6 protein-coding genes are annotated in these 16,863 nt (G+C 69.0%); 3 read left to right on the top strand and 3 right to left on the bottom strand.

The window, feature by feature from the left end:
- The first annotated feature begins 356 nt into the window (after positions 1–356).
- The 3 genes from FFS72_RS21865 (at position 357) to FFS72_RS21855 (ending at position 8,217) form a co-directional block, all read left to right on the top strand.
- Positions 357–3,632 carry an arabinosyltransferase domain-containing protein gene (locus tag FFS72_RS21865; protein ID WP_137875915.1) on the top strand — a complete coding sequence of 1,092 codons (3,276 nt, stop codon included), beginning with the start codon at positions 357–359 and terminating at the stop codon, positions 3,630–3,632.
- Positions 3,633–3,753: 121 nt separating this feature from the next.
- The gene (locus FFS72_RS21860; protein WP_137875908.1) at positions 3,754–7,038 is read left to right on the top strand and encodes an arabinosyltransferase domain-containing protein; all 3,285 of its coding nucleotides are present in this window, start codon (positions 3,754–3,756) and stop codon (positions 7,036–7,038) included.
- A gap of 198 nt (positions 7,039–7,236) precedes the next feature.
- Positions 7,237–8,217, top strand: a complete 981-nt coding sequence (locus FFS72_RS21855; RefSeq protein WP_137875914.1) for a hypothetical protein — start codon at positions 7,237–7,239, stop codon at positions 8,215–8,217.
- Positions 8,218–8,304: 87 nt separating this feature from the next.
- Here FFS72_RS21855 and FFS72_RS21850 read toward each other — a convergent pair whose 3' ends face one another.
- From FFS72_RS21850 to fadD32, 3 genes are all read right to left on the bottom strand, one after another.
- Entirely contained in the window at positions 8,305–9,849 is a 1,545-nt protein-coding gene (locus FFS72_RS21850; RefSeq protein WP_137875907.1) for an acyl-CoA carboxylase subunit beta, read from the bottom strand.
- Positions 9,850–14,832, bottom strand: a complete 4,983-nt coding sequence (gene pks13 / locus FFS72_RS21845) for a polyketide synthase Pks13 (protein WP_137875913.1) — start codon at positions 14,830–14,832, stop codon at positions 9,850–9,852. It lies immediately after the preceding gene.
- Between the two features lie 67 nt (positions 14,833–14,899).
- Positions 14,900–16,783 carry a long-chain-fatty-acid--AMP ligase FadD32 gene (gene fadD32, locus FFS72_RS21840; protein ID WP_137875906.1) on the bottom strand — a complete coding sequence of 628 codons (1,884 nt, stop codon included), beginning with the start codon at positions 16,781–16,783 and terminating at the stop codon, positions 14,900–14,902.
- Between the last annotated feature and the right edge of the window lie 80 nt (positions 16,784–16,863).

The raw sequence follows: 16,863 nt of genomic DNA, 5'->3' as shown, positions 1-16,863 counted from the left end.
GGCGCCGTAGGCACGTGCCGCCCCCGGCGCCGTAGGCACGTGCCGCCCCCGGCGCCGTAGGCACGTGCCGCCCCCGGCGCCGTAGGCACGTGCCGCCCCCGGCGCCGTAGGCATAGGGGTTCGACACACGGCGGACCAACGGGTTACACCCCGGGGATTCGAATTTCCCCCACGGGCCCCGAATCGTCCCCTATATTCGTGCCCACACCTTTCGGCCACCTCGGGTCGCAGGGTGTAATTCGTATCGGCACACGAGCCGTGCCGGTCGTCGCCCGCCGGCGGTGCAGCCCTCGCGCACCGCCGGCGGGCGTATTTCTCCCTCCCGTCGCGCCGACGGCAGCCCATCACGGCATCCCATACGATCGACGCTTGTGCCTGCCGAGTCCGACGCCACCGTCGTCCCCACCTCCCCGCCGGCCCCTGACCGCTCGGCTCCGCGGATCGCGCGCCTGATCGCGGTCGTCGCGGGTCTCGTCGGATTCCTGCTGGCGATCGCGACGCCGTTGCTTCCGGTGTCACAGCAGGCCGCGAGCGTGTCGTGGCCGCAGAACGGGGAACTGACGGGCGTCGACGCGCCCCTGGTGACATACGAGCCGCTGTCCCTCGACATGCACATCCCGTGCTCCGTGTTCGCGGGCCTGCCCGACGGCGGGACCGTCGTCTCGACCGTCCCGAAGAACGCCCCCGACGCCGACGAAGTCGGACTCTCCGTCACCGTCGGCTCCGACGCCGAGCGAACCGTCGCCGTCGACCTGCGTGGAACCCGTCTGGTGTCGGCGCCGCTCGCCGAGCTCGGCGGATGCACCGCCCTCCTCGTCCGTTCGGACGCCGATGCCACCACCGCGTCCTTCGCCCCTGTGACTCCTTCGGGCCCGCAGGCGGACGAGAAGGAGTCACGGGTCGAGGGTGACCAGCGCCCGCAGATGGTCGGGTTCTTCACGGATCTGCAGGGCGGCGCGCCCGCAGGCCTCCAGGTGACCGCCGACATCGACTCCCGATTCACGTCGACCCCCACCGCCTTCAAGGTGCTCGCGATGGTCGTCGGGGTGCTCGCGACCGTGCTGTCTCTCATCGCGCTGCACCGCCTCGACCTGACCGACGGCCGCCGCGCGCGCCGCTTCCTCCCGCGGCACTGGCTGCGGTTCACCGGAGTCGACGCCGTCGTCATCGGCACACTGATCGTGTGGCACTTCATCGGCGCCAACACCTCCGACGACGGCTACCTGCTGACCATGGCCCGCGCCTCCGAGCACTCCGGCTACATGGCCAACTACTACCGCTGGTTCGGGGTGTCGGAGGCCCCGTTCGGCTGGTACTACGACGTCCTCGCCGCGATGACGAAGATCTCCACCGCAAGCACCTGGATGCGCCTGCCTTCCCTCATCGCGGGCATCCTCTGCTGGCTCGTCATCAGCCGCGAGGTGATCCCCCGCCTCGGCCGCGCCGTTCGCCGCAACCGGATCGCCGTGTGGACCGCCGGACTGGTGTTCCTCTCGTTCTGGCTGCCCTACAACAACGGGCTGCGCCCCGAACCGATCATCGCGCTCGGCGCACTCCTGACCTGGTGCTCCATCGAGCGGGCCATCGCCACCGGCCGACTCCTCCCGGCAGCGATCGGTGTGCTGATCGCCGCGTTCTCCCTCGCCGCCGGTCCGACCGGCGTCATCGCGGTCGCCGCACTGATCGTGAGCCTGCGGCCGCTCGTGAACCTCGTCGTCGCGCGCGCCCGCGTCGTCGGTGTGGCGGCCCTGCTCGCGCCCGTGCTTGCCGCGGGCGCCGTCGTGCTGATCGCGATCTTCGCCGACCAGACCCTCGGCGGCGTCCTCGAGGCGATCAAGGTGCGCACCGCGATCGGCCCGAACGTGCAGTGGTTCGGCGAGTACCAGCGCTACGAGGCGCTGCTGAACATCTCGCCCGACGGCTCGCTCGCGCGCCGGTTCGGTGTGTTCGCGATGTTCCTGTGCCTGATCGTGTGCGCGATGCTGCTGCTGCGCGGTCGCGGGCGGATCCCCGGCGCCGCAGCGGGCCCGTCGCGACGCATCCTCGGCATCGTCTTCGTGTCGCTCCTGCTGATGATGTCGACACCCACGAAGTGGACGCACCACTTCGGCGTCTACGCAGGCCTCGCCGGATCGATCGCCGCCGTCACCGCGGTCGGGCTCGCGGCCGCGACCGTCCGCTCGAGCCGCAACCGGGCGCTGTTCGCGTCCGGCGTGCTGTTCCTGCTCGCGTTGGCGTTCACCGGATCGAACGGCTGGTGGTACGTCTCCAGCTACGGGATCCCGTGGTGGGACAAGCCGCCGTCCATCAGTGGCAAGCCTTTCTCCACCGGGTTCCTCGTTCTCGCCGTGCTCGCGCTGCTGTACGCGGGCTGGCAGCACCTGCGCGAGCCGTACCGCGGACCCGAACAGCCCGTCCGCCCCGGACTGCGCACCCTCGTCGCGTCACCCCTCACCCTGGCGGCGGCGTTCATCGTCCTCGTCGAGGTGCTCTCGCTCGCCAAGGGCGCGGTCGGTCAGTACCCGGCGTACTCGGTGGCCCGCTCCAACATCGACACCCTCACCGGCGACACCTGCGCGCTGGCCAACGACGTCCTCGTCGAACCCGACGCGAACGCGGGCAGGCTGACGCCGGTCGACGCGACACCCGACCCGCTCGGGGCGGGCGAGAACACCGGGTTCACCCCCAACGGCGTCGCGGGTGACCTCACCGCCGACGAGGAGTTCAAGGCCGCGGGCGGCGCCAACACCGTCGACACCGGATCGAACGAGACCACCGGAACCACCTCCGCAGGCACCGGCGGCGGGTCGGGCGACGCAGGCGTCAACGGCAGCACCGTCGCGCTTCCGTTCGGCCTCGACCCCGCAACGACACCGGTCCTCGGCAGCTACGGCGCCAACGAGCCCGCCCACGTGACCAGCGGCTGGTACGCGCTGCCCGAGCGTTCCGAGGACACCCCGCTGCTCGTGGTGACCGCGGCGGGACGCATCCGCTACGTCGATCCGGACGGCATCGTCACCGACGGTCAGAAGCTGCTCGTCGAATACGGTTCCCGGCGTCCGAGCGGCGACGTCGAGGTCCGGGGCGCCGTCGCTCCGATCGACATCGGCCCGGCCCCGTCGTGGCGGAACCTGCGTATCCCGATGGAGCAGATTCCCGCCGACGCCGACGCCGTCCGCATCGTCGCCGACGACACCGACCTCACCCCCAAGCAGTGGCTCGCCGTCACCCCGCCGCGACTGCCGCAGACGCAGACGCTGCAGGACGTCGTCGGATCTCAGGCACCGGTGCTCCTCGACTGGTCCGTCGGCCTGTCGTTCCCCTGCCAGCGCCCGTTCGACCACCGTTACGGCGTTGCCGAGGCACCGGAGTTCCGCATCCTGCCCGACCGGGTCGGCGCCGACTCCACCAACGCCTGGCAGGACGCGTTCGGCGGCGGCCCCCTCGGCTGGGTTGACCTGCTGCTGGTCGCGCAGACGATGCCGAGCTACCTGAACGACGACTGGGCCAGGGACTGGGGATCGTTGGAGCGGTACGAGCCGATCGACCCGTCCGCGACCGCGGCCACCGTCGACACCGAGACGGTGACACGGTCCGGCCTGTGGTCGCCGGGCCCGATCGCCGCCAGGTAGGACGTGCGCCCATCGGCGATGTGACACACCTCGTCGCCGATGGGCGCCCCGCCGCGGGACCGAAAATCGCATCGTCGATGTGGTGCTGGCCTCTCAGGTCGCTCGCCTACCATCGACACTCGTGCCCGACGCCCTGACAACCACCGCACCCGCGCCTGCGCCTGCGCCGGTTCCCGATCTGCGCACGCAGTATCGGACCGCCCGACTGATCGCGATCGTCACCGGTCTGCTCGGATTCGTGCTCGCCGTGGCGACCCCGTTCCTGCCCGTCAAGCAGACGACGTCCGCGTTGAACTGGCCGCAGGGTGCCGTCGGCAGCGTCGACGCGCCGCTGATGGCGCAGGTGCCGATCGACCTGACCGTGTCGATCCCCTGTCGCCTCGTCGACGACCTTCCCGCGAGCGGCGGGCTCCTGCTGGGGACGGCGCCGCCGCAGGGCACCGATGCACCGCTGAACGCGCTGCTCGTCCGTGTCACCGAGTCGAGCGTCGACGTCCTCGACCGCAACGTCGTCGTCGCGTCCGCTCCTCGTGACGCCGTCGCGGGCGGCGAATGCTCCGCGATCACCGTCACCTCCGACATCGCGGGCACCACCGCCACGTTCGAGGGCATGTCCGTCGACGGCAACCCCGTCACCGGCAGTCTCACCGGAGACCTCCGCCCGCAGGTCGTCGGCGTGTACACCGACCTCCCCGACACCGCGTCGACGGCCGATCTGTCCCTGAACGCGAACATCGACTCCCGCTACTCGTCGACGCCCACCGTCCTGAAGCTCCTCTCCGTGGCGCTCGCGGTGCTGCTCACGATCACCGCACTCGTCGCGCTGCACACCCTCGACGGGACCGACGGACGCACGCCCCGAGGGTTCTTCCCGACCCACTGGTGGCGACTGCGTCCCCTCGACGGCGTCATCGTCGGTGTCCTCGCGATCTGGCATTTCGTCGGCGCGAACACCTCCGACGACGGCTACCTGCTGACGATGGCGCGGGTCTCCGAGCAGTCCGGCTACATGGCGAACTACTTCCGCTGGTTCGGTGTCCCCGAGGCCCCGTTCGGCTGGTACTACGACGTTCTCGCCGCGATGGCGAAGATCTCCACCGCCAGCCCGTGGATGCGTCTGCCCGCGCTCCTCGCAGGCATCCTCTGCTGGTTCGTCATCAGCCGCGAGGTGATCCCCCGCCTCGGCCGCGCGGTGCGCCTCAACCAGGCCGCGGTGTGGACCGGTGGCCTCGTGTTCCTCGCGTTCTGGCTGCCCTACAACAACGGACTGCGCCCCGAGCCGATCGTCGCGCTCGGCGCCCTCCTGACCTGGTGCTCCGTCGAACGATCCATCGCCACCGGACGCCTGCTGCCCGCCGCGGTCGCGATCATGATCGCCGCGTTCTCCCTCGGGGCCGCGCCCACCGGTCTGATGTGCGTCGCGGCACTGCTCGCCGGCGCCCGGCCGATGGTCCGGATCCTGGTTCGCAGGCACCGCAGCGTCGGCACGTGGGCGCTCGTCGCGCCCCTGCTCGCGTCGGGCGCCGTCGTCCTTGTCGCCGTGTTCGCCGACCAGACGTTCGCCGGTGTCCGCGAAGCGACTCGCGTGCGGACGCTCATCGGGCCCAACATGAGCTGGTACCAGGAGTTCCTGCGCTACTACTACCTGTTCGTGCAGACCGTCGACGGCTCCGTCTCCCGCCGCTTCGCGTTCCTGGTGATGATCCTGTGCCTGTTCACGACGCTGTTCGTGTTGCTGCGCCGCAAGCGGGTACCGGGCGCCGCCGTCGGGCCGTCCTGGCGTCTGCTCGGCGTCGTGTTCGGCACCATCTTCTTCATGATGTTCAACCCCACGAAGTGGACCCACCACTTCGGGGCGTACGCGGGCATCGCCGGCTCCCTCGCCGCGCTCACCGCCGTCGCGGTGTCTGCGACGGCACTTCGGTCGCGGCGCAACCGGACCATGTTCGCCGCGGGACTGCTTCTGGTGCTTGCCTTCTCGTTCTCCGGCATCAACGGCTGGTGGTACGTCTCCGCCTACGGCATCCCGTGGTTCGACAAGACCATCTCGCTCGCCGGGATCCAGGTCAACAGCGTCATGCTGGCCCTCTTCCTCGCGGCCGTCGTCCTCGTCGGATGGCAGTACTTCCGTGAGGACTTCATCGGCAAGGAGGTCAAGGCGTCCGGCCCGCGTGGCCGACGGATCAAGGCGCTCGCGGCGATGCCGCTGACCGTCATCGCCGCCCTGATGGTCCTCTTCGAAGTGCTGTCCCTGGTCAAGGGTGCGGTCTCGCAGTACCCGGCGTACTCGTTGGCGCGCTCCAACATCGACGCCGTCACCGGGTCGCCGTGCGGCCTCGCCGACTACGTCCTCACCGAAGCCGACGCGAACGCCGGGCGGCTGCAACCCCTCCCCGGCTCGGCCGCCGACCCGCTCGGTGGCGACGATCCCGTCGGATTCGGCCCCGACGGAGTGCCGTCCGACCTGTCCGCCGACTACACCGAAGTCAAACCCGGACAAGCCAACACCGACGGCCAGTCCGTCGGCCCCGCCTTCGTCAACGGCGCCAGCGCCGGAACCGAAGGCGGCACCGGCGCGCAGGGCGTCAACGGTTCGACCGTGAAACTCCCCTTCGGGCTCGACCCCGCCACCACCCCTGTGCTCGGCAGCTACCAGACTGGCGTCCAGGAACCGGCATACCTGACGTCGAGTTGGTACGCGCTGCCCGAGCGCAGCGACGACGCCCCGCTGGTCGTCGTGTCCGCAGCCGGACGCATCTGGTCCGAGAGCAAGGACGGCGAGGTCACCTACGGGCAGTCACTCCGCCTCGAATACGGCCGACGCGAAGCCGACGGCACCGTCACCGTCCTCGGCAACTACCTGCCCAAGGACACCGGACCCGCACCGTCGTGGCGCAACCTGCGCATCCCCCTCGACGAACTGCCCGCCGACACCGACACCGTCCGCGTCGTCGCCAACGACCCCAACCTCACCGGCGACCAGTGGCTCGCGTTCACCCCGCCCAGGGTGCCGCAACTGCAGTCGCTGAACGACTACATCGGCTCCGAGCAGCCGGTGCTGCTCGACTGGGCCGTCGGCCTGCAGTTCCCCTGCCAGCGTCCCTTCGACCACCACTACGGCGTCGCCGAGGTCCCCGGCTACCGCATCCTCCCCGACCGACCCCTCGCCGTCAGCTCCACCGACACCTGGCAGGCCGGAGAGAACGGCGGCCCCCTCGGCTGGACCGAGATGATCGCGGAAGCGTCCACCGTCCCGACCTACCTGCGGGACGACTGGGGCCGTGACTGGGGTGCCCTCGAGCGGTACACCCGCCACTTCCCCGACGCCACCGCGGCCACCATCGACACCGACGAGGTGACCCGCTCCGGCTTCTGGAGTCCCGGCATGATGCGGGTCTACCCCTAACCCTCCACTCCCCTTGGGGTTTCCTGAATGGCCCATTCATTCACTTGGACTGAATGAATGGGCCATTCAGGAAAAGGTGGCGGGGTGACAACCCATTCGCGGCGCGGGTTTGTCCACAACCGACAGGGTTGTCCACATCTGGCCCGATTCGACGCCCGGAACGGCCTTCGGCCGGATGCAATGCCCCATCCTTGCCTCATGCGACGAGGCAGGTGGGCCGACGATCTCGACATGATCCGTGCGCACGCCCACAATGGCGTGATTCGCTCGGCAGTTCTCGGCGAGATGGGGCTGGCGCCGGCCACCATCGCCGCACGATGCCTGCCGGGTGGACCATGGCAACGCATACTGCCGGGATACGTACTGCTGCACAACGGTTCCGCCACGCAGCTCGAGCGAGCCGGCGCGGCTCTGATGTATGGCGGGGATGACAGCATGCTCACCGGGCACGCAGCTCTCGCTGCGCACGGCTACCGCCGATCCGCGTCGATGAATGACGTGCTCGTGCTCGTCCCTGCGTCCCGGAAGCGGGCTTCGACGCACTTCGTCACCGTGGAACGAACCTGGCGGCCACCTGAACCAGTCCTTTGTGGGACGCTCCGCTGCGCACCCGTCACGCGGGCAGTCCTCGACGCGGCCCGCCGGATGCGGTCACGGGATGCGTGTCGCGCCCTGCTCGCCACTGTCATTCAGCGCGGGGACACCTCGATCGAGGAATTGGCGATGGAACTGGCCGAGGGCACGACGCACGGCACGGCATTGCCGCGGTCGGTTCTACGCGAACTCGGAGGCGGTGCGCACTCCGTCGAGGAGGTTCACGCCCAACGCCTGTATCGACGCAGCGGACTGCCGACGATTGTGCACAACCGTGAGATCAAAACTCACAGGGGCGAATTCATAGCAGTCCCCGACGGCTGGATCGACGACGTCGCGATGGCCTGGGAAATCGACTCGCTCGACCATCATTTCAACGTCCCGGACCACGAGGCGACCGTGGAACGCCGCGAGCGCATGCAGAGCTTCGGAATCATTGTCGTCACGCACTTGCCGCGCACCATTCGCGACAAACCGGATCAGGTGATCCGTGAGCTGCGCTCGAGCTACGAACTTGCCCGCTCCCGAGCCAGGCCGAGCGTGCGGCTCCGCGATGCACAGTCCACGCGCCGGCCCGCTTCCTGAGAGCGGCACTTGTTCCTGAATGGCCCATTCATTCAGCTGAGCTGAATGAATGGGCCATTCAGGAAGAAAGGCGGCGGGGCAGAAAGGTCAGAACGGCAGCAGGTGATGCTTGCGGGGGTTCTTGTAGACCGTCTTGTCGCGCAGCAGGGTCAGTGCCTTGCGGATCTCGAGGCGGGTGGCCGACGGGTCGATGACGGCGTCGACGTAGCCGCGCTCGGCCGCGATGTAGGGCGTCGCGACGTGCTCGTTGTAGAAGTTGATCAGCTGCTGACGCACGGCGGGTGCGTTCTCGCCTGCGGATTCGATCTGCTTGCGGCCGATGATGTTGACGGCCCCTTCGGCTCCCATGACCGCGATGCGGGCGGTGGGCCAGGCGAAGTTGACGTCGGCACCGAGCTGCTTGGAGCCCATCACGGCGTAGCCGCCGCCGTACGACTTGCGCACGACGACGGTGACCTTCGGGACGGACGCCTCGACATAGGCGAACAGGAACCGACCACCACGCTTGATGACGCCGATCTTCTCCTGTTCGACGCCGACGAGGAAGCCGGGGGTGTCGACGACGAAGACGAGCGGAATGTTGTAGGCGTTGCAGACGCGCACGAAATGCGCTGCCTTGTCGCCTGCCTGGGCGTCGAGTGCTCCGGAGAGGTACATCGGCTGGTTCGCGACGACTCCGACGGGGCGGCCGTCGACGCGGGCGAATCCGGTAATGACGTTCTGCGCCATCTGGGAGCGGATCTCGTGGAAGTCGCCGTCGTCGAAGATCCGCATCAGGATGTCGTGCATGTCGTAGCCGGCGTTGTCGGCGTCGGGCATGAACGAGTCGAGTGCGAGGTCGTCCTCGGTGATCTCGGGTTCGAGTCCGGGGTTGATGATCGGCGGCTGTTCGGTACAGCTCGACGGCATGTAGCTCAGGTACTTGCGGACCCATTCGAACGCGGCCTTCTCGTCAGGCGCGACGTGGTGAATGTTGCCGTATTCCACCTGGTTTCGGGCACCGCCGAGTTCGTCGAGGCTGACTTCCTCGCCGGTGACCGACTTGATCACGTCGGGACCGGTGACGAACATGTACGAGTCCTCGGTCGCGACCACGACGTCGGTGTTGATGGGCGCGTACACCGCGCCGCCCGCGTTCTTGCCGAGGATGACGGAGATCTGCGGGCACATGCCCGACAGCGGTTCCTGGCGTCGTCCCATCTCGGCGTACCACGCCAGCGACGTGACGGCGTCCTGGATTCGGGCGCCCGCGGACTCGTTGATGCCGACGACGGGGCAGCCGATCTTGATGGCGAAGTCGTTGACGGCGGCGACCTTTCGGCCGAAGATCTCGCCTGCTGCACCACCGAACACGGTCTGGTCGTGCGCGAAGACCGCGACAGGACGGCCGTCGACGAGCCCGTGGCCGGTGACGACGCCGTCGCCGTACGGGTTCGACGGGTCGCCGGGCTGGCGGGCGAGCTGACCCAATTCGACGAAGGTGCCCGGGTCGAGCAACATGTCGATCCGCTCGCGCGGGGTCGGCAGGCCCTTCTCCTTGCGCCGCTCGATGGCACGGGCGTTGCCCGGGGCCTTCGAGATCTCGAGCTTCTCCCGAAGCTCGGCAAGCTTTTCGGCGGTGGTGGTGCTCACTCAGTTACTCCGCTTCTCGGCCTCGATGGCGGCCAGTTTCTTGGTCAGGTCGGCCCCCACCTTCCCGATGTACGGTTCGTCGACGATCTGGATGTGGTCGCCACCGATGTGCACGATTTCGAGGTCCGACGCGACCTTCGCCCAGCCGCCGTCGGGCGTGCGGGTCCCGAATGCGGGCTCGAGCGCGATGGCGTCGTCGTGGTACTTGTCCGCCATGTAGAGCACCACGGGGCCGTCGTACTTGCCGGGCTTGACGGTCTGCAGTGCTCGGTTGTCCAGCCACGACGTGCGCTGGTGCTCGATGATGCCGCCGGGGATCTTCGCGCCGCTCACCTTGAGCAGGTTCATCAGGATCTCGATCTGCTCTTCGTCGGTCTCGGCGGCGGCGAGCATGTCGAACGGCAACGGCGCGTCGACGTTGTAGGTCTTCTTCGCGAACGCCGCGTACCGCTGCCAACGCTTCTTGATCTCGTCGGGCGTGTCCTCGATTTCCTCGCCCGCCATCACGGTGTCGATGAGGCCGACGATACGGACGTCCTTGCCCTGTTCACGCAGGAGCGTCGCCACTGCGTAGGACAGTGCGCCGCCGAGGGACCAGCCGTACAGCACGTACGGCCCGTCGCCCTGGATCTCCGTGATGAGCGGCAGGTACTCGCGGGCACGCACGTCGAGCGGACCCTCGGTCCGTTCGAAGCCGTACATCGGGGTGTCGGCGGGCAACCGCTTGAGCAGCGGCTCGTAGGCGACGGTCGACCCACCTGCCGGATGGAACACGAAAACGGGTACGGCAGTGGACCCTTCGGGCCGGGCACGCAGGACGCGCACGAGGCCTTCGATCTTGCCCTCGTCCTCGAGGTGCGGGCGAACCTTCTCCGCGAGCTGCTCGACGGTCTCGCTGTCGAGTACGTCGTCGAAGCTCACCTCGCCGCCTGCGCGTTCGGTCAACCGGGCGGCCAGCTTCTCGGCGGTGCCGTCGTCGAGGACGGGCAGGATGTTGAAGATGCCCTTCGCGGACTTGCCCGTCACGACCGCCCACGTCGCGAACGTCAGACGTTCGGCGGCGTCACGCGGCGGGACGTTGACCTCCTCGTCGGACGCATCGCCGACGGTCGGTGCGGCGTCGGCGACGATCTGCTCGGCCTCGGCGACTGGACTCGTGGTCTCCTCGTCGAGCACGGAATCGAGTGCGGGGGCGTCCTTCTCGGCCTGCTGCTGCGCCGCGAGCGCCTCGACCTCTTCGCGGTTCTCGACGGCGTAGCGCAGGTACTTCTCGACCTCGCGCAGGTTCGCGTCCTTGACGGCCTGCAGCTGCAGCTGCGGGATGTCGAACTCGTACTCGACACGGTTCTTGATCCGCACCGCCATCAGCGAATCGAGCCCCAGCTCGATCAGCGGGATCTCGCCGGGCAGGTCCTCGACGGCGTAGCCCATCGACTCCGCGACGATCAGGGCGAGCCGGTCCTCGAGGGCCTGGGTGCCGTTGGGATCCCACTTGTCGCCGAAGGATTCGACGATCTCGGGCAGTTCCTCCATCGGCGAGCTCGACCGGGGTTCCGGCACGGCGACGACCAGTTCGGGCAGTGCCTCACCGGAGCTGACGACCGCATCCAGCAGCAGCGCGAAGGCACCGTTCGACTTCGCGTGCACCTGCAACGAACCGCCGCCGGGATGGGGGCTCAGGGTGGTGGTCAGCGTTCCCGATGCAGGCACGTCGCCGCGCGGGACGGCAGCGGTCAGCGTCACGCCCGAGAGCACCTGCGCCGCAGCGGAAGTCACGAGGTCGTTCAGATCGGAAACGGCAGAGGCGGCAACCTCCCACACGTGCCGACCGTCGGGAAGCGACACGTGCGACCCGGGCGCGCGACCCGATCCGGATGCGCTGACCTGGACGTCGAGCCAGAACTCCTTGCGCTGGAACGCGGTGCGCGGGGCGTTCGCGTACTCGCCGACAGGCAGCAGCGACGCCAGGTTCACGGGCTGCCCGTGCACGTACAGCTGGGCGAGCGCGGTGAGGACGCCGACCTCCTCGTCCTCCTTGCGCTTGAGCGTCGGGATCAGCTGGGCGTCGTGCAGTCCGGCGTCGAATGCGGTGGCGGCCACCGACATCAGCGTCGCCGGGTTCGGTGCGAGCTCGACGAAGGTGGTGTGGCCTGCGTCGACGGCCATGCGCACGGCGTTGGTGAAGTAGACGCTGTGCCGCATGCCCTTGGTCCAGTAGTCGACCGGGTGGATCGGGGCGTGTCCGGCGCGGTAGTACGTCTCCTTGTCGACGGACGAGAACAGTCCGACGGTCAGGGTGTGCGGTTCGATGCCCGCGAGCTCGGCGGCGAGTTCGCCGAGGATCGGGTCGACCTGCGAGGTGTGGCTGGCACCCTTGGTCTGCAGGATCCGGCCCATCTTCTCCTCGGCCTCGGCCCGGGCGACGATCGCCTCGACCTCGGGCTGGGGACCGCCGATGACGGTGTGGGTCGGCGCGGCGTAGACGCAGACCTCGAGGTGCGGGAAGTCGCCGAGGACGGCTTCGATTTCCGCCGCGGTGTACTCGACGAGCGCCATCAGGCGGATGTCGTCGCCTGACAGCGTCGCCTCGGCCTCACCCATCAGGCGCGAGCGGGCGGTGATGACGCGGACGGCGTCCTCGAGGGACAGTCCACCGGTGACGTACGCGGCGGCTGCCTCGCCCATCGAGTGACCGACCGCGGCTTCCGGCTCGGCGCCGTGGTGACGCAGCAGTGCCGCGAGACCGATCTGGATGGCGAAGATGCCGACCTGCGAGGTCTCGACGTCGTAGTCGAGGGAGTCGTCGAGGAACTTCTCGGCCATCTTGTAGCCGGATTCGAACTCGATCAGCTCGTCGACCTGGTCGATCGCGGCGCGGAAGACCGCGTTGTTCGTGTAGAGCTGCTTGGCCATCTTGCGGTGCTGCGACCCGAAGCCGGAGAACACCCAGACGGGGCCCTTGCCTGCGGGCGAGTCGGCGGAGAAGACGCCCTGCCCGGGCTTGCCCGCGGCGACCGCGCGCAGCCCGGTGATGGCCTCGGCGTGGGTCCGGGCGAGCACGACGGCGCGGGAGCGGCCGTGGTTGCGTCCCGCGAGCGTCCGGGCCAGGTCCGCCAGCGCAGTGGTGCTGCCGGCCTCGGTCTCGAGCCAGTCGGCGAGGTCCGCCGCGGCGCGGCGGCGGCGCGACGGCATCGACGCGGACACCGGCAGCAGCACCGGCAGCGGTTCCTCGCGCTGCGGCGTTACGAGCGGTTCGACGCCCATCGACTCGGCCGCGTCGGCCAGCACGGCCTCCGCCTCGGCCTCGACGTCGACGTGCTCGGCGTCGAGGGACTCCGTCGCCTCCGACAGCGATTCGCTCGCGGACGCCTCGGGCGCGACCGCGCCGTTGTCCTCGGGTGCGACGGCGCCGGTGTACTCGCGCACGACGACGTGCGCGTTGGTGCCGCCGAAGCCGAATCCGGAGATGCCTGCGACGGCGCGGCCCGTGTAGCGCGGCCAGTCGGTGACTTCGGGGATGACACGCAGGTGGGTGCCGTCGAAGTCGATGTACGGGTTCGGGCCTGCGTAGTTCAGCGACGGCGGGAGCTTGTCCTCCTGCATCGCGAGCACGACCTTGATCAGGCCTGCCGCGCCGGCCGCGGACTCCAGGTGCCCGAAGTTGGTCTTCGCGGAGCCGAGCAGCGCGGGCTTGTCGGCGTCACGGCCACGCCCGACGACGCGACCGAGAGCGTCGGCCTCGATGGGATCGCCGAGGATGGTGCCGGTGCCGTGGGCCTCGATGTAGTCGACGCCGGACGGCACGATGCCCGCGTCACGGTAGGCGGCGCGCAGGACGTCGGCCTGCGCGTCGGGGTTCGGGGCGACGATGCCGTTGGACCGGCCGTCCTGGTTGACGGCGGAACCGGCGATCACCGCGAGGATGGCGTCGCCGTCCCGTTCGGCGTCCTCGAGTCGCTTGAGCGCGACGAGTCCGCCGCCCTCGGCGCGCACGATGCCGTTCGCATCCGACGAGAACGCCTTGATCTTGCCGTCGTCGGTGAGCACACCGGTCTCGTCGAAGCCGAGGGTCGCGGCGGGCGCGACGAGCATGTTGACGCCACCGGCGAGCGCGATGTCGGACTCGCCGGATCGCAGCGACCGCACCGCCTGGTGCACGGCGACCAGCGACGACGAGCACGCGGTGTCCAGTGCGATCGACGGCCCGCGGAAGTCGAAGTAGTACGACACCCGGTTCGCGACGACGGATGTCGAGGTGCCGGTGATCGCGTAGGGGTGCGCCTGGACCGGGTCGCTGACGGCGAGGAGCTGGTAGTCGTTGGCGGAGGTGCCGATGAACACACCGACCTGCTGACCCTTGAGCTCGTTCGCCGGGATGTGGGCGTGTTCGAGCGCCTCCCAGGCCAATTCGAGTGCGAGACGCTGCTGCGGGTCGACGTTCTTGACCTCGAGCGGCGACATCGCGAAGAACTCGGCGTCGAAGCCCTTGACGTCGTCGAGGTAGCCGCCCTTGGTGTTGGCCTTCTCGATGGCGGCGGCGATCTGCGGGTCGGCCGCGAACTCCGCCCACCGTCCGTCGGGCAGATCGGTGACGGCGTCACGGCCCTCGATCAGCAGTCGCCACATCTCGTCGGGCGTGTGCCCGGAGCCGGGGAAGCGCGATGCCAGACCGACGATCGCGATGTCGTGGGACTGCGAGGTGTCCCGGACCGCGTAGTACGCGTCGTCCGACCCCGCGGGCAGCTCCGGCTCACCCTCGATGATCCGCGTCGCGAGGGACGCGATGGTCGGATGCTGGTAGGCGATCGTCGCGTTCAGCGTGATGCCGAGCAGGTCCTCGACCTCGCCAGACAAGGCCACTGCGTCGCGGGACGACAGACCGAACTCCTCCATCGGGCGGTCGTCGGAGATCTGCTCCACCGGCTGCCCGGTCACCCCGGCAACCCAGTTGCGTAGCCATTCGCGCAGCTGCGCGACCGTCATCTCAGTTTCAGCCATCAGTGCACCACGCTACTCGTCGTCGGAGGTCTCGTCGGGGACGTAGTCGATCTCAGACGCTGTCCGGGAACGCTGTCTGCTGGTACCCGCCGCGCAGGGTGCCCTCGATGTACGCGGCCTTGCAGGCGCGGCGGGCGATCTTGCCGCTGGAGGTACGCGGGATCGACCCGGCGGGCACGAGCAGTACGTCGCGCGCCGTCACGCCGTGTCGCGCCGAGATCGCGGCGCGGACCGCGTCGGCGATCGGCCCCGGTTCGGCCTTGCCCGCACCGGGTGCGCGTTCCGCGACCACCACGAGCTGCTCGGAGCCGTCGTCGGGGTCGTAGTTCAGTCCCGACCCGAACTCGAACACTTCCTTGGGCAGCTGGTTCGCGGGCACGGCGAACGCGGCCACGAAGCCGGGACGCAGCGCGGTGGACGCCTCCTGCGCGGAGTACTCGAGGTCCTGCGGGTAGTGGTTGCGTCCGTCGACGATCACCAGGTCCTTGACGCGACCGGTGATGTACAGCTCGCTGTCGACGTAGACGCCGTAGTCGCCGGTGCGCATCCAGTTCGCGTCGTCGGGCGCGCCGTCGGTCTTGCTGCCGTCCGCCTGCCGCGACGTGATCCGGTTGTGGAAGGTCTGCGCGGTCTCGTCCTCGCGACCCCAGTAACCCTGGCCCATGTTGTTGCCGTGCAGCCAGATCTCCCCGACGTGCTCGTCGGGCAGCTCGGCGCCGGTCTCGGGGTCGACGATCGCGGCCCACTGGCTGCGTGCGACGTGCCCGCAGGACACCTGGGAGATGGCTCCGGGCGCGTCGGGGGAAACCTTGACCATCCGGCCCTGGTTGAGCTGGTCGCGGTCGACGTAGATGACACGGGCCTCGTCGGCCTGGTCGGTGGTGGAGACGAAGAGGGTCGCCTCCGCCATGCCGTAGGACGGCTTGATGGCGGTCTTGGGCAGCCCGTACGGCGCGAACGCCTCGTTGAACTTGCGCATCGACGAGGTGGTGACGGGCTCGGACCCGTTGATGAGCCCGATGACGTTGGAGAGGTCGAGCGTCTCACCGTTCTTGGGCAGTCCGCGGGCCGCGGCATGCTCGAACGCGAAGTTCGGCGCGGCGGCGAAGGTGCCCGCACCGTCGGAGACGGCGGCGAGTTCGTTGATCCAGCGGGACGGCCGGGCGACGAACGCACGGGGGCTCATGATGGTGATGTACTTGCCGCCCAGCGCGGGCAGGATCACCGTGAGCAGGCCCATGTCGTGGAACAGCGGCAGCCAGGTGACACCGCGCGACTCGGTGCTCAGCCCGATAGCGTCGGCCATCTGCACCGCGTTGGTGCCGACCGCGAGGTGGGTGATCTCGACGCCTGCGGGAGTGCGGGTCGAACCGGACGTGTACTGCAGGTACGCGATGTCCTCGAGCTTCGGCTCCGGGTTCACCCACGTCTCGCCGACGGTGTCGGGGATCGCGTCGACGGCGATGATGCGGGGACGCTGCGCGGCGGGCAGCGAGCGGAACAGCTGACGGACACCGGCCGCGGACTCCGTGGCGGTGAGGATCGCGGCAGGTTCGCAGTCGCCGAGCACCGCGTGCAGCCGATCGGTGTGACCGGGCTCGTCCGGGTCGAACAGCGGCACCGCGATGGTGCCCGCGTGGATCGCGGCGAAGAACGAGATGACGTAGTCGAGGCCCTGGGGCGCGAGCACGGCGACGCGGTCGCCGGGCTTGGTCACCTGCTGCAGTCGGGCCGCCACGGCGCGCAGCCGGACACCGAACTGTTCCCAGGTGAGCTCCTGCGCCTCACCGTCGCGTGCGGTGGAGTAGTCGATGTAGCGGTATGCCAGATCGTCGGCATTCTCTCGGGAATGCTGCTCGACGTAGTCGACGAGTGTGTTCCCGGGCTGCAACTTGATATGCCCGGTCTCGTCGATGTAGTCATCGAAGTTCTTCATACCTTCTCCTCCAAGGCAAGCCCTCGACGCCTGTTTCTGCACCGGTGGGCTTCAACTCCCTGCTCCCGCGGGAATCATGC

This window comes from Rhodococcus sp. Q (assembly GCF_005503035.1).
GTDB lineage: Bacteria > Actinomycetota > Actinomycetes > Mycobacteriales > Mycobacteriaceae > Rhodococcus_G.
Note: the sequence above shows the minus strand (reverse complement) of the source record. Positions and strands in the feature narration are given on the sequence as shown.

What these genes read in the sequence shown, in the direction of transcription:
- FFS72_RS21855 (WP_137875914.1), top strand. Translation starts at nt 7,237, where the DNA reads ATGCGACGAGGCAGGTGGGCCGACGATCTCGACATGATCCGTGCGCAC.
- pks13 (WP_137875913.1), bottom strand. Translation starts at nt 14,832, where the DNA reads ATGACGGTCGCGCAGCTGCGCGAATGGCTACGCAACTGGGTTGCCGGG.
- fadD32 (WP_137875906.1), bottom strand. Translation starts at nt 16,783, where the DNA reads ATGAAGAACTTCGATGACTACATCGACGAGACCGGGCATATCAAGTTG.